Annotated in this window: 12 protein-coding genes; 6 read left to right on the forward strand and 6 right to left on the reverse strand. The window is 68.8% G+C overall.

The window, feature by feature from the left end:
* Nucleotides 1-210: 210 nt before the first annotated feature.
* From I9P22_RS09620 to ilvD, 5 genes are all read left to right on the forward strand, one after another.
* Nucleotides 211-387: a hypothetical protein gene (locus I9P22_RS09620; protein WP_199259269.1), complete on the forward strand. Its 177-nt coding sequence runs from the start codon at nt 211-213 to the stop codon at nt 385-387.
* Nucleotides 388-515: 128 nt separating this feature from the next.
* Nucleotides 516-1,148: a lysophospholipid acyltransferase family protein gene (locus I9P22_RS09625; protein ID WP_199259270.1), complete on the forward strand. Its 633-nt coding sequence runs from the start codon at nt 516-518 to the stop codon at nt 1,146-1,148.
* A 3-nt stretch (nt 1,149-1,151) separates the two neighbouring features.
* Complete coding sequence (locus tag I9P22_RS09630) at nt 1,152-2,090, forward strand: phosphatidate cytidylyltransferase (RefSeq protein WP_199259271.1); 939 nt, start codon at nt 1,152-1,154, stop codon at nt 2,088-2,090.
* Nucleotides 2,087-2,752, forward strand: coding sequence for a CDP-alcohol phosphatidyltransferase family protein (locus I9P22_RS09635; protein ID WP_199259272.1), 666 nt, complete (start codon nt 2,087-2,089; stop codon nt 2,750-2,752). The genes I9P22_RS09630 and I9P22_RS09635 overlap by 4 nt, the downstream gene beginning before the upstream one ends.
* 94 nt (nt 2,753-2,846) lie before the next feature.
* Nucleotides 2,847-4,685, forward strand: a complete 1,839-nt coding sequence (ilvD, locus tag I9P22_RS09640; RefSeq protein WP_199259273.1) for a dihydroxy-acid dehydratase — start codon at nt 2,847-2,849, stop codon at nt 4,683-4,685.
* A gap of 65 nt (nt 4,686-4,750) precedes the next feature.
* On the opposite strand, the gene I9P22_RS09645 is transcribed toward ilvD, so the two are convergent.
* The 6 genes from I9P22_RS09645 to I9P22_RS09670 all read right to left on the reverse strand — a co-directional run bounded on the left by I9P22_RS09645 (nt 4,751) and on the right by I9P22_RS09670 (nt 10,251).
* A complete protein-coding gene (locus tag I9P22_RS09645) occupies nt 4,751-5,917 on the reverse strand; it encodes a YncE family protein (RefSeq protein ID WP_199259274.1) in 1,167 nt (388 codons plus the stop codon).
* Between the two features lie 200 nt (nt 5,918-6,117).
* Nucleotides 6,118-7,050, reverse strand: coding sequence for a pirin family protein (locus I9P22_RS09650; protein WP_199259275.1), 933 nt, complete (start codon nt 7,048-7,050; stop codon nt 6,118-6,120).
* Nucleotides 7,051-7,132: 82 nt separating this feature from the next.
* Nucleotides 7,133-7,672 (reverse strand): gluconokinase, encoded by a 540-nt coding sequence (locus I9P22_RS09655; RefSeq protein WP_332909017.1) that lies wholly within the window; start codon nt 7,670-7,672, stop codon nt 7,133-7,135.
* On the reverse strand, nt 7,660-9,036 hold the full coding sequence (locus I9P22_RS09660) for a GntP family permease (RefSeq protein ID WP_199259276.1): 1,377 nt from the start codon (nt 9,034-9,036) through the stop codon (nt 7,660-7,662). The genes I9P22_RS09655 and I9P22_RS09660 overlap by 13 nt, the downstream gene beginning before the upstream one ends.
* 112 nt (nt 9,037-9,148) lie before the next feature.
* The gene (locus tag I9P22_RS09665) at nt 9,149-9,415 is read right to left on the reverse strand and encodes a hypothetical protein (protein ID WP_199259277.1); all 267 of its coding nucleotides are present in this window, start codon (nt 9,413-9,415) and stop codon (nt 9,149-9,151) included.
* 62 nt (nt 9,416-9,477) lie between these two features.
* On the reverse strand, nt 9,478-10,251 hold the full coding sequence (locus tag I9P22_RS09670) for an FCD domain-containing protein (RefSeq protein ID WP_199259278.1): 774 nt from the start codon (nt 10,249-10,251) through the stop codon (nt 9,478-9,480).
* 193 nt (nt 10,252-10,444) lie between these two features.
* Here I9P22_RS09670 and dld point away from each other — a divergent pair, with 193 nt between their 5' ends.
* Entirely contained in the window at nt 10,445-12,148 is a 1,704-nt protein-coding gene (gene dld / locus I9P22_RS09675) for a D-lactate dehydrogenase (RefSeq protein WP_199259279.1), read from the forward strand.
* Nucleotides 12,149-12,307: the final 159 nt, after the last annotated feature.

The following is a 12,307-nucleotide window of genomic DNA, read 5'->3' on the forward strand; positions in this document are numbered from 1 at the left end:
TGGGCCGGGAACGACCGGGCCTTCGGGCCCGGTTTCTTCATGTCCGGCAAGGGGTTGGCAGGCCATCGCCCTGTCCCGCGCCGGCGGCGCGGCCCCGGCGGGACTGTGGCCTTCCGCACACAGTCCGGCGGACCTGTCCAAAAGTCGCACTTGCCGCAACCGGCCCCGCGGGCTCAGGCTGGTATGGCAAGGACGGAAAGGGACACGGTGATGAAAGGCACGGTCACCCTCGCCTGCCGCAAGGGAGCGCTGGTTTCAGGCGAATACGAGGTCATCGGCGACAGGCTGCGCGTGTCGTATCACGGCCATGAACGATTGGTGCGGATAGACGGCAGCTCCATAGACCACCTGGCGCAGGCATTGCTGCGCGACCTCTGGCTGGAATAGGTCCCGCCCGCAGGACCGAGGGCCTTGCCCGTGCGGAGGTTGCGCTCGGGCGGCCGGGTGCCGGCCCGTCTTCCGTCTCGCCTCGCTTCGTGCCATGCAGGGGCCGGAACAGGCAGACGGGGACGCTTATGACCGCGACGATTCCGGTGCGACTGACCCGTGCGGGACTGGTCGCGACCGCGCGGCTGCTGCTGAGCTTGCGCGCCATCGACCTGCCGCCACCCGCGGGCGCACCGCGCATCCTGGTCGCCAACCATGTCAGCCATGCCGATTTCGTGGCATTGTGGTCGGTGCTGCCGCCCGAGCGCCGTTTGCGCACCCGGCCGGTCGCCGGTGCCGATTACTGGGAACGCTCGGACCTGCGCCGCTGGATCGCGCATCAGGTCTTCCGCGCCGTGCTGATCGACCGCGACCCCAACAGCCGCCGCTCGGACCCGGTCGAGACCGTGGCCGAGGTGCTGCACGGCGGCGAGGACGTGATCTTCTTCCCCGAGGGCACGCGCAACCTGACCGACACCCGGCTTCTGCCGCTGAAATCCGGCATCTTCCACCTGGCCCGCGCGGTGCCCCAGGCCGAGATCGTGCCGGCCTGGATCCTGAACCTGGACCGCATCCTGCCCAAGGGTGCCTTCCTGCCGGTGCCGCTGAACTGCGCCGTGCGCTTCGGCCAGCCGATGCGGGTCGAGACCGGCGAAAGCCGCGAGGATTTCCTGACCCGGCTTTCGGCGGCGATGCTGGCGCTGGCCGAACAGAAAGGCTGATCCATGGAGCGTTTCCATTCCCCCTCGGCCTTCTTCTTCTATGGGCTCTTCGCCTTCCTGCTGCTGGCCTCGCTGGTCGCGCGGCTGCTGATCCGCTCGGGCCGGGTCAAGGGCGAGATGGCGCAGAACCTCGCCGACCGCATCCGGGCCTGGTGGGTGATGATCGGCGTGCTGGCGCTGATCTTCACCCTGGGCGCCGGGGCGATCACGCTGTTTTTCGCGCTCTGTTCCATGGCGGCGCTGCGCGAATTCGCCACCATCACCCACACGCGGCGCGACGATCACGACGGGCTCGCCATCGCCTTCTACGCCGTCCTGCCGCTGCAATACCTGCTGGTCTATTTCGAGGTGCCGGTCTTTGCCGCGCTGCTGATCCCGGTCTATTGCTTCCTGCTGCTGCCCGTCGTCACCGTGATGAAGGGCGAGGTGCAGGGTTTCCTGACAAGGGTGTCGGAAACGCAATGGGCGCTGATGGTCTGCGTCTATTGCGTCTCGCATATCCCGGCGATCCTGACGCTGGACATTCCCGGCTACCCTTACAGCGCCTTCACGCTGGTCGCCTGGCTGATCCTGGTCGTGCAGGCCTCGGACGTGCTGCAATATGTCTGGGGCAAGGCCCTGGGGCGGCACCTGCTGGCGCCGCGCGTCTCGCCCTCGAAGACGGTCGAAGGGCTGGTCGGCGGCGTGCTCAGCGCCAGCGCGCTGGGAGTGGCGCTGGCACCCTTCACGCCCTTCGGCTGGTGGCAGGCGGGGCTGATCGCGCTGACCGTGACCACATTCGGCTTCCTGGGCGGGCTCATCATGTCGGCGATCAAGCGCGACCGCGGCGTCAAGGACTGGGGCACGCTGGTGCAGGGCCATGGCGGCATCCTGGACCGGCTGGACAGCCTGGTGTTCTCGGCACCGATCTTTCTGCATATCCTGGCATGGGGGTGGTTATGAGCGAGGATTTCAGCCGGCGGCCGATCGCCAGCCGCAACACGAAATGGGCCGCCCATGTCACCCGGCGGCTGGTCGAGAACGGCGTGGCGCCGAACCGCATCTCGGCCGGCTCGGTCGTGGCGGCGGCGCTGGCGGGCGGCGCACTGGCGCTGTCGGCGCAGGCCGGTCCAGGCTGGGCGGCGGGGCTGCTGCTCATCCTCGGCGCGGCGTTCACGCAATTGCGGCTGCTCTGCAACCTCTTCGACGGGCTGGTCGCGGTCGAGGGCGGGCTGGGCACGCCCGATGGCGCCTTCTGGAACGAGGTGCCGGACCGGCTGTCGGACCTGATCATCCTGGCCGGCTTCGGCGCGGCGGCGGGCTGGCCGGCGCTGGGACTGCTGGCCGGGGCGCTGGCGATGCTGACCGCCTATCTGCGCGAATTCGGCCGCGCCTCGGGGCTCGGCTCGGATTTCCGCGGGCCGGGGGCCAAGTCGCATCGCATGGCCGCGGTGACCCTGGGCGCGCTGCTGCAGGTCGGCGCCTGGATCGCCGGCGCGGCCTGGCCGGCGCTGGGCTGGACGCTGGCACTGGTGCTGGCGCTGACCGCGATCACCATCCTTCGCCGCAGCCGGCGCATCCTGCGCGGGCTGGCTGGCCAGGCGGACCGATCAAATCTGGGCTAGCCCCCGCCGCCCAGCGTGATAAGGGATAACTTCGCCGATCCGCTTGTGATACTGGCCGCTCAGCACGGACATTCAGACGACAGAGATCCCAGCCATGCCCGCATACCGTTCCCGCACCACCACCCATGGCCGCAACATGGCGGGGGCTCGTGGCCTCTGGCGCGCGACCGGGGTGAAGAACAGCGATTTCGGCAAGCCGATCATCGCCATCGTGAACAGCTTCACCCAGTTCGTGCCGGGCCATGTGCACCTGAAGGACCTGGGCCAGATGGTCGCGCGCGAGGTCGAGGCGGCGGGCGGCATCGCCAAGGAATTCAACACCATCGCGGTCGATGACGGCATCGCCATGGGCCATGACGGGATGCTGTACTCCCTGCCCTCGCGCGAGCTGATCGCCGACTCGGTCGAATACATGGTGAATGCCCATTGTGCCGACGCCATGGTCTGCATCTCGAATTGCGACAAGATCACGCCGGGCATGCTGATGGCAGCGATGCGGCTGAACATCCCGGCGATCTTCGTCTCGGGCGGGCCGATGGAGGCGGGCAAGGTCACGCTGGGCGACGGGCGCAAGGTCTCTCTGGACCTGGTGGACGCCATGGTCGCGGCCGCCGACGACAAGGTCTCGGACGCGGACCTTGCCGCCATCGAGGAGGCCGCCTGCCCGACCTGCGGCTCCTGCTCGGGGATGTTCACCGCCAATTCGATGAACTGCCTATCCGAAGCCCTTGGCCTGTCGCTGCCCGGCAACGGCTCGACGCTGGCCACGCATGCCTTGCGCAAGAACCTGTTCCTGGAAGCCGGCCGCCGCATCGTCGAGGTGACGCGCCGCCATTACGAACAAGACGACGCAAGCGTCCTGCCCCGCGCCATCGCCAGCAAGGCGGCGTTCCGGAACGCCATGTCTCTGGACATCGCCATGGGCGGCTCGACCAATACCGTGCTGCACCTCTTGGCCATCGCGCAGGAGGGCGGGGTGGATTTCACCATGGACGACATCGACGCGCTGTCGCGCAAGGTGCCCTGCCTTTGCAAGGTCGCGCCGAACACCGCCAACGTGCATATGGAGGACGTCCACCGCGCCGGCGGCATCATGGCGATCCTTGGGGAACTGGACCGCGCCGGGCTGATCGACCGCGACTGCCCGACCGTGCATGCCCCCACCATCGGCGCCGCCATCGACCAATGGGACATCGCCCGCAGCAACGACCCAGCTGCGCGCGAGCTGTTCCTGGCCGCACCGGGCGGCGTGCCGACGCAGGTGGCGTTCAGCCAGGCGACGCTCTGGCCTGACCTGGACCTCGACCGCGAAAAGGGCGTGATCCGCTCGGCCAAGGCGCCGTTCTCCAAGGATGGCGGGCTTGCGGTGCTGAAGGGCAATATCGCGCTGGACGGCTGCATCGTGAAGACCGCCGGCGTGGACGAATCGATCCTGGTGTTTTCCGGCCGCGCCAAGGTCTATGAAAGCCAGGACGCCGCCGTCTCCGGGATCCTGACCGGCAAGGTCGAGGCCGGCGACGTGGTGGTCATCCGCTACGAAGGCCCCAAGGGCGGGCCGGGCATGCAGGAGATGCTGTATCCGACCAGCTACCTGAAATCGAAAGGGCTGGGCAAGGCCTGCGCGCTGATCACCGACGGGCGCTTCTCGGGCGGCACCTCGGGGCTTTCCATCGGCCATGTCAGCCCCGAGGCGGCGGCCGGCGGCACCATCGGCCTAGTGCGCGACGGCGACCTGATCGAGATCGACATCCCCAACCGCTCGATCCGCCTGGCGGTGCCCGAGGACGAGCTGGCCGCGCGTCGCGCCGAACAGGACGCCAAGGGCTGGAAGCCCGCGCAGCCGCGCCAGCGCCAGGTCTCGGCCGCGCTCAGGGTCTATGCGCAATTCGCCGCCTCGGCCGACAAGGGTGCGGTGCGCATCCTGTCGGAATAAGGCAAGGGGCCCGAAGGCCCCCGCCCGTCCCGCCATGGCCGGTCCCGCGGGGCCGGCCTTTCGCGTCACTTCACCTCGGCCAGCCGGGCCAAGTCGAGGCGCAGCACCGAATCCACCGCGTCCTTGCGGAATGCGGGATGCTTCTCCTCCATCGGCGCCTTGATGCTGACGTACAGCCGCGCGCCGTCCTGGCTGACCTCCAGGCTGTTGGGATGCACCGGCAGCGACAGCTTGCGCTTGACCGCGTAATCCTTGCCGTCCACGACCAGCAGCCCGCCGGTGCCCTCGGGCGCCTCGCGGGTGACGCCGCGCCAGGTGAGATAGATCTCGTCCCGGGCGGCGTTATAGGCTACGTCCAGCGTGCCCGGCCCGACCGGCACGGTCTTCAGCAGCTTGCCCTCGGCCGCGTCGAAGACGTAGAGCTGGCCGGTCTCGGCATCGGCCGCGAACAGCCGGCCACCCTGCGGGTCCATGGCCAGGTTGACGAAGAAATGCTTCGAGGCTTCCTTGCCGGCTTCGGTGGTGTCGCCGGTGGCGATCCCGTCGACCCGTTCGCCCGTGGCGCTGTCGATCACCGCGATCTCCTCGATGCCGCCGCCGCTGGCATAGACCCGGCCCTTCGCGGCGTCCTGCGCCAGCCCGGCCGCCCAGAGCCCGGCATCGTCGATGCGGTGCAGAAGCTCGCCCTTGCGGCCGTCGACGATCCAGACGGTGCCGGTCTCGGAAGGGCTCGAGACGAAGACATGGCCGGTCTTCTGATCGACCTCGATCATGCGGGTATGCTCGAAACCCTCGTCCTCCAGCTTCTTGCCCAGCTGGATGGTGTCCAGCGGCAGGCCGCTTTTCGCGTCCAGCACCGTCAGCGAGCCGTCCAGGGTGTTGCCGACGTAAAGCCGCCCGGCCTCGCGGTCCATGCCCAGCGCGAAGGCGCGGCGCGGCAACTGGATGCGGCGGATGACATGCAGGTCGTCGCGGTCGAGCATGTAGACCGCGCCCGAGGTGCCCTCGTCGAAACTGGGGGCGGCGGCAACGAACAGGATGCCCAGCTCGGGCGCGTCCAGCAGCTCATAGGCGCCCCTGACGACATCCTGGCGCAGCGCGGCCGGGGCATATCGGGCGGCCGTGATCGCGGCGGGCGCGGCCTCTTGCGCGGCCAGCGGCGCGACACCGGCCGCCAGCGCCAGGGTGATGGCGGCGGCGGACATGGTCCATCTCGGCCCGGTCAATCTCATCTTGCGTCCATCCTTTCAGAACCTTGCGGAAATTCGGCAAAGCGGCACGGGCGCGGCGGGCATGCGTCGGAAGGCAGGCGAACGGGTCACGGCTGGCGGCGCGGCAGCTTCGCCGCCTGTCTAGGGACAATCCCGGGGCCGCGCAATGCCCGATGCAATTACTCGGATACCACCTGTGCCCGGCCGGCCGCGACCAGCGGTCAGGGCAGCGGAATATGGTCGTCGCGATCCGTGGGCGGCAGGTCGAAAAGTCCCTGCCCCCAGCGCGCGGCACGCCATTCCTCCTTGGCATGCTCGATCCGCTCCTTCGACGAGGCCACGAAATTCCACCAGATGAATCGTGGCCCGTTCAGTGTCGCACCGCCCAGGGCCATCAGCCGCGCACCCTGCGGACCGGCGGCCACGGTGATGCGGTCGCCGGGACGGAACACCATCATCCGCCCGGCCTCGAACTCCTGCCCGGCGATGCCGACCGAGCCCGAGGTGATGTAGAGCCCGCGGTCCTCGTGATCGTCGGGCAGCGGGAAGCGGGCGCCGGGGGCCAGGGTCACGTCCAGGTAGAAGGTTTCCGAATACAGCGTCGCCGGGGCCGCCTTGCCATAGGCATGGCCCAGGATCAGCCGGGCATGCACACCCTCGGCCTCGAACTCCGGCAGCGTCTCCTTGCCGTGATGCTCGAAGATCGGCGCCATGTCCTCGCGGTCCTCGGGCAGGGCGATCCAGGTCTGGATGCCGAACAGGCTGTGCGGCCCGGCGCGGCCGGCAGCCGAGGTGCGCTCGGAATGGCTGACGCCGCGGCCCGCCACCATCCAGTTCACCGCGCCGGGCAGGATCACCTGGTCGCTGCCGATGCTGTCGCGGTGGTGGAAATCGCCGCGATAGAGATAGGTGACGGTGCCCAACCCGATATGCGGATGCGGGCGGATGTCCACGCCCTGCCCGGTCAGGAACTCGGCCGGACCCATCTGGTCGAAAAAGATGAACGGTCCCACCATCTGCCGCCTCGGGGCCGGCAGGGCGCGGCGCACCTCGAACCCGCCGAGATCGCGCGAGCGGGGGACGATCAGGGTCTCGATCTGGTCGATGCCGACTGCATCGGGGCAGCCTGGCTCAAGGGCGGGGTTCCAGCTCATCTCGGCTCTCCTTCCGGCGGGACAGGGCCCAACGCCGCAATCGCGGCCCGGGATCCGCGCGGCCAGGCGCCCGCGCAGGCCCTCAGGCCCGGGCGGCGGCGGGGCCGAGGCCCAGAAGCCGCAGGGCCGCCTCCACCTGCTCCTCGACCGACAGCGCCATGTCGACCAGGGCGCCGTCTTCGTCCAGTCCCAGCATCTCCAGGGTGGCGAGCTGGGAATCGAGCAGGCTGGCGGGGAAGAAATGCCCCTCGCGATGGGTCAGGCGGTCCTCGAGGATCCGGCGCGTGCCGTGCACATGCAGGAAACGCACCCGCGGCGCGCCGCTGCGCAGGATGTCGCGATAGGCCCGCTTGAGCGCCGAGCAGCCGATGACCGAGCATTGCCCGCGCGCCTCGTTGCGGCCGATCTCGGCGGCAAGCTCGCGCAGCCAGGGCTCGCGGTCGGCATCGGTCAGCGGCGTGCCGGCCTGCATCTTGGCGACATTGGCGGCGGGATGGAAGCTGTCGCCCTCGACGAAGGGCCAGCCCATGCGCGCGGCCAGGGCGCCGCCGGTGGTGCTCTTGCCGCTGCCGGAGACACCCATGACGACGATGTGCTGCAAGGCGCCGCTCACAGCAGCCACCAGCCGATCAGGGCGAAGCCGAAGCCGATGCCGCCCAGCAGCGTCTCCATCACCGTCCAGGTCTTCAGCGTGGTCTTCTCGTCCATCTGCAGGAAGCGGCCGACCAGCCAGAAGCCGGAATCGTTGAAATGGCTCAGCACCGTGGCGCCGCCGGCAATGGCCACCACCAGGAAGCAGCGGTCGAATTCCGAAAGCCCGGTGGTCGCCGCCACCGTGGGCGCGATCAGCCCGGCGGTGGTGGTCAGCGCCACCGTGGCCGAACCCTGCGCCACGCGCAGCGCCATCGAGATCACGAAGGCCGCGACGATCAGCGGCATGCCGATGGCATCCAGGCTGCCGGCCAGCGCCTCGCCGATGCCACTGGCGCGCAGCACGCCGCCGAACATGCCGCCGGCGCCGGTCACCAGGATGATGGCGCAGATCGGGCCAAGGGCGCTGTCCATCAGCTTCTCGATCTCGACCGCCGAGCGGCCGCGGCCCAGCAGGAACATGGCGACGATCACGGTGATCAGCAGCGCCACCGGCGTCTGGCCGACCAGCCGCAGCAGTGTCACCCAGAACGCATCGCCGTCGATGGCCCCGGCCGTGACCAGGGTGCCTAGCCCGGTATTGAGGAAGATCAGTCCCAGCGGCAGCAGCAGCACCAGCATCACGGTGCCGAAGGTCGGCGGCACGCGGTCGTGGTGCCCGGCATCGACGGCGCCCAGCAGTTCCGGGACCGGCAGCACGAAGCGCTTGCCGGCCCAGAGGCCGAACAGATAGCTGCCCAGGAACCAGGTCGGCAGCGCCACCACCAGGCCGACCAGCACCAAAAGGCCGATATCGGCGCCCAGCAGGTCGCCGGCCGCCACCGGCCCCGGATGCGGCGGCAGGAAGGCGTGCATGACCGCGAAGGCGCCGGCGGCGGGCAGCGCGTAAAGCAGCACCGAGCCGCCGAAGCGATAGGCGACGCTGAAGATGATCGGCAGCATCACCACCAGCCCGGCATCGAAGAAGATCGGGAAGCCGAACAGCAGCGAGGCCATGCCCAGCGCCAGGGGGGCGCGGTCGGCGCCGAACTGGCCGATGAGCCGGTCGGCCAGCACCTGCGCGCCGCCGGTGAGTTCCAGCAGCCGGCCGATCATGGCGCCGAAGCCGACAAGCAGCGCCACGGTGGCCAGCGTCGAGCCGAAACCCTGCAGCAGCGTCGGGATCACGTCGCCCATGGGAATGCCGGCGACGATCGCGGTCAGCAGGCTGACCAGCACCAGCGAGACGAAGGCATGCAGCCGGAACCGCATGATGAACACCAGCAACACCAGCACCGCCGCAGCGGCGATCAGCAGAAGCACCGGTGTGCTGTGGACGGGCTCGACAGGATTCATGAAAAACTCCTCCAGCGAAATGGTCTTGGGCTAGCCTCGGTTTCTGCCGCCTTCCTCCCCGGATTCGCGGCGGCATGCTTATGTTAGCGTTAACGCAAACCGTGAGAAAGTGCTAGTGCCGCGATGCGGCGGATAGATGCTCGTGCAGCAGCCGCATCTCATCCGACAGCGCCAGTTCCAGCGCCGCTTCGGGACCGGAAAGCGCGCCGGGGTCCTCCTGGCCGTCCAGCATGACCTCGCGGCTTTCCAGCCATTCCAGCAACTCGGCCCGGACGCTTTCGGGCGAAAGCGCCAGAAGCTTGCCGAACATGCGGCGATGCGCGATCAGCCGACCCTCGAGCCCGTCGATCCGGGCGGCCAGCCTGTCCATCCTGTCCATGCGCCATCTCCCTGAAGTTGCAGGAATCATGATGGCACAGATGCCGGAAGCGGCAAAGCCGTTCAGTTCCGGCTGGTCAGGCTGCCGCCCTCGATGCGGCGCAGCGAGATTTCCAGCCGCGCCTCGGCGGCCATGATCTCGGCGCGGACGCGCTTGGTATAACTCATGTGATCCTGGGCGGCGCGGGCTGCCGCCTCGGGGTCGCGGGCCATGATCGCGTCATGGATGGCGCGATGCTGGGCGCGCAGCACATCGCGCACCTCGGGCCGGGCATAAAGCTTTTCGCGGTTGTGGAACACGCCCTTGCGCAGCATGCCCGACAGCGCCCGCATGATCTGCAGCAGCACGATGTTGTGGCTGGCCTCGTAGACTGCGATATGCAGGTCGACATCGGCCTCGGCCTCGTGGCGGGGGTCGGCCTCGTCATGGGCCAGGTCGATGCGCTCCATGCAGCGGGTCAGCATCGCACGGTCCACATCATTGGCCCGCGTCGCGGCCAGGCTTGCCGCCATGCCCTCGAGCGTGCCGCGCAGTTCCAGGTAGTCGTCCACCACCTCGCCGCGCGAGGCCATCAGCTCGACCAGCGGATCGGTGATCGAGGTGGCCAGCGGCGCCACCCGCCGCCCGCCGCCCGGATCCGCGACGATCAGCCCCTTCTCCTCGAGCAGGCGGATGCCCTGGCGCAGCGTCGGGCGCGAAACGTTCAGGCGCAGCGCCATCTCGCGCTCGGGCAGCAGCGGGTCGCCGGGGCGCAGCGAACCTTCGAGAATCAGGTCCTCGATATGCCGGGCGGTGGTTTCCGCGGCGGGGGCGCCCTTGTTCACTTCGCTGGCCATGCTCGACTCCTTCGGGGCTGCCGGAATTTCAGGGCTTTAGCCTGCGGCATCCGGCCTTGGAAGATAGCTGAATCGCCGGATCTGGTGCAATTGATTTCCCGCTTGACCCAAATGGTCAAATTATTTTACTAAAGTGCTGGGGAAGGTAAAGCGATCTGCGCGGCAGCGGGCCGCATGACGCAAGGGGGACACCATGACGGCACCCGGCCAGGCCGAGGCAGAGCGCGGGCCATTGCTGGACCGGCTGCGCCAGATCGTCGGGGCGGCGCAGGTGCTGACCACGCCGCGCGCCACCCGCCGCTATACCCGCGGCTTCCGCTACGGCGAGGGGCCGGTTGCGGCGGTGGTGCGGCCCGGCTCGCTGGTCGAGATGTGGCGGGTGCTCAACGTCGCCGTCGCCTCGGGCCGCGCGGTGATCCTGCAGGCGGCGAATACCGGGCTGACCGGCGGCTCGACCCCCTGGGGCCAGGATTACGACCGCGAGATCGTGCTGATCTCGGTCATGCGCCTCAAGGGCATCCATCTGTTGGGCGCCGGCGAACAGGTGCTCTGCCTGCCCGGCGCCACGCTGGACGCGCTGGAAAAGCGCCTGCGCCCCCTGGGACGCGAGCCGCATTCGGTCATCGGCTCGTCCTGCATCGGCGCCTCGGTCCTGGGCGGCATCTGCAACAATTCCGGCGGCGCGCTGATCCAGCGCGGCCCGGCCTATACCGAAATGAGCCTCTACGCCGAGGTGCGCGCCGACGGCTCGGTGGCGCTGGTCAACCACCTGGGCCTCGACCTCGGCGACGATCCCGAAACCATCCTCGCCCGCGTCGAAAGGGGCGAATTGCCCGCCCCCGCGCCGACCGACGCCTGGGCCTCGGACCGCGAATATGCCGACCATGTCCGCGACATTGAGGCCGAAACGCCGGCCCGCTTCAACGCCGATCCGCGCCGGCTGCACGAATCCTCCGGCTGCGCCGGCAAGCTGGCGGTCTTTGCCGTGCGGCTGGACACGTTCCAGGCCGAAAAGGACACGGCGGTATTCTATATCGGCAGCAACGATCCGGACGAGCTGACCGGGATCCGCCGCCACATCCTCGGCCATTTCCGCAGCCTGCCCATCGCCGGCGAATACATCCACCGCGAGGCCTATGACGTGGCGGCGCGATACGGCAAGGACACCTTCCTGTTCATCCGCCATGCCGGCACCGACCGCATGCCGGCGCTGTTCGCCGCCAAGGCGCGCATGGACGCGCTGACCGAGCGGCTGGGGCTGGGCGCCACCCTCTCGGACCGGCTGGCGCAGGGCATCGCGGCGCTGATGCCCCAGCACCTGCCCAAGCGCATGAACGATTTCCGCGACCGCTACGAGCACCACCTGCTGCTGCGTATGGGCGGCGACGGCATCGCCGAGGCGCGCGCCTACCTGACCGGGATCTTCCCTTCGGCGCAGGGCGACATGTTCGAATGCACCCCCGAAGAGGGCAAGGCCGCCTTCCTGCACCGTTTCGCCGTGGCCGGCGCCGCCGTGCGCTATCGCGCCATCCATGCCCGCGCGGTCGAGGACATCGTGGCGCTGGACATCGCCCTGCGCCGCAACGACCGCGACTGGGTCGAGCGCCTGCCGCCCGAGCTGGACGCGAAGATCGATAAGAAGCTCTATTACGGGCATTTCTTCTGCCACGTCTTCCATCAGGACTACGTGGTGAAAAAGGGCCACGACTGCCTTTCCGTGGAACATGAGATGTGGCGCCTGCTGGACGGACGCGGCGCCGAATACCCGGCCGAGCACAATGTCGGCCACCTTTACCACGCCAAGCCGGAGCTGGCGGGCTTCTATCGGCAGCTGGACCCGACCAACAGCCTGAACCCCGGTATCGGCCAGACCTCGAAACGCGCGCATTGGCATTGACTGCCGGCGCCGCCGCGGCCCCGTGCCGCCCGGACCATCAAGAGAGGAGACAGGGAGGAGAGGAATGCAGTCGGTTCTGTCGCAAAGCTTCTTGGCCCTCGCGATTTCCCTGTCGGTCGCCTATATATTTTTCCTTCCAGAAGCTGCGCAGGTGAGGGC

It is taken from the genome of Paracoccus binzhouensis (assembly GCF_016446475.1).
In the GTDB taxonomy this organism is placed as follows: Bacteria; Pseudomonadota; Alphaproteobacteria; order Rhodobacterales; family Rhodobacteraceae; genus Paracoccus; species Paracoccus binzhouensis.

Bases quoted from the DNA above. Each gene is read 5' to 3' on its own strand.
- I9P22_RS09620 (WP_199259269.1), top strand. From the start codon at position 211: ATGAAAGGCACGGTCACCCTCGCCTGCCGCAAGGGAGCGCTGGTTTCA.
- I9P22_RS09625 (WP_199259270.1), top strand. From the start codon at position 516: ATGACCGCGACGATTCCGGTGCGACTGACCCGTGCGGGACTGGTCGCG.
- I9P22_RS09630 (WP_199259271.1), top strand. From the start codon at position 1,152: ATGGAGCGTTTCCATTCCCCCTCGGCCTTCTTCTTCTATGGGCTCTTC.
- I9P22_RS09635 (WP_199259272.1), top strand. From the start codon at position 2,087: ATGAGCGAGGATTTCAGCCGGCGGCCGATCGCCAGCCGCAACACGAAA.
- ilvD (WP_199259273.1), top strand. From the start codon at position 2,847: ATGCCCGCATACCGTTCCCGCACCACCACCCATGGCCGCAACATGGCG.
- I9P22_RS09645 (WP_199259274.1), bottom strand. From the start codon at position 5,917: ATGAGATTGACCGGGCCGAGATGGACCATGTCCGCCGCCGCCATCACC.
- I9P22_RS09650 (WP_199259275.1), bottom strand. From the start codon at position 7,050: ATGAGCTGGAACCCCGCCCTTGAGCCAGGCTGCCCCGATGCAGTCGGC.
- I9P22_RS09660 (WP_199259276.1), bottom strand. From the start codon at position 9,036: ATGAATCCTGTCGAGCCCGTCCACAGCACACCGGTGCTTCTGCTGATC.
- I9P22_RS09665 (WP_199259277.1), bottom strand. From the start codon at position 9,415: ATGGACAGGATGGACAGGCTGGCCGCCCGGATCGACGGGCTCGAGGGT.
- I9P22_RS09670 (WP_199259278.1), bottom strand. From the start codon at position 10,251: ATGGCCAGCGAAGTGAACAAGGGCGCCCCCGCCGCGGAAACCACCGCC.
- dld (WP_199259279.1), top strand. From the start codon at position 10,445: ATGACGGCACCCGGCCAGGCCGAGGCAGAGCGCGGGCCATTGCTGGAC.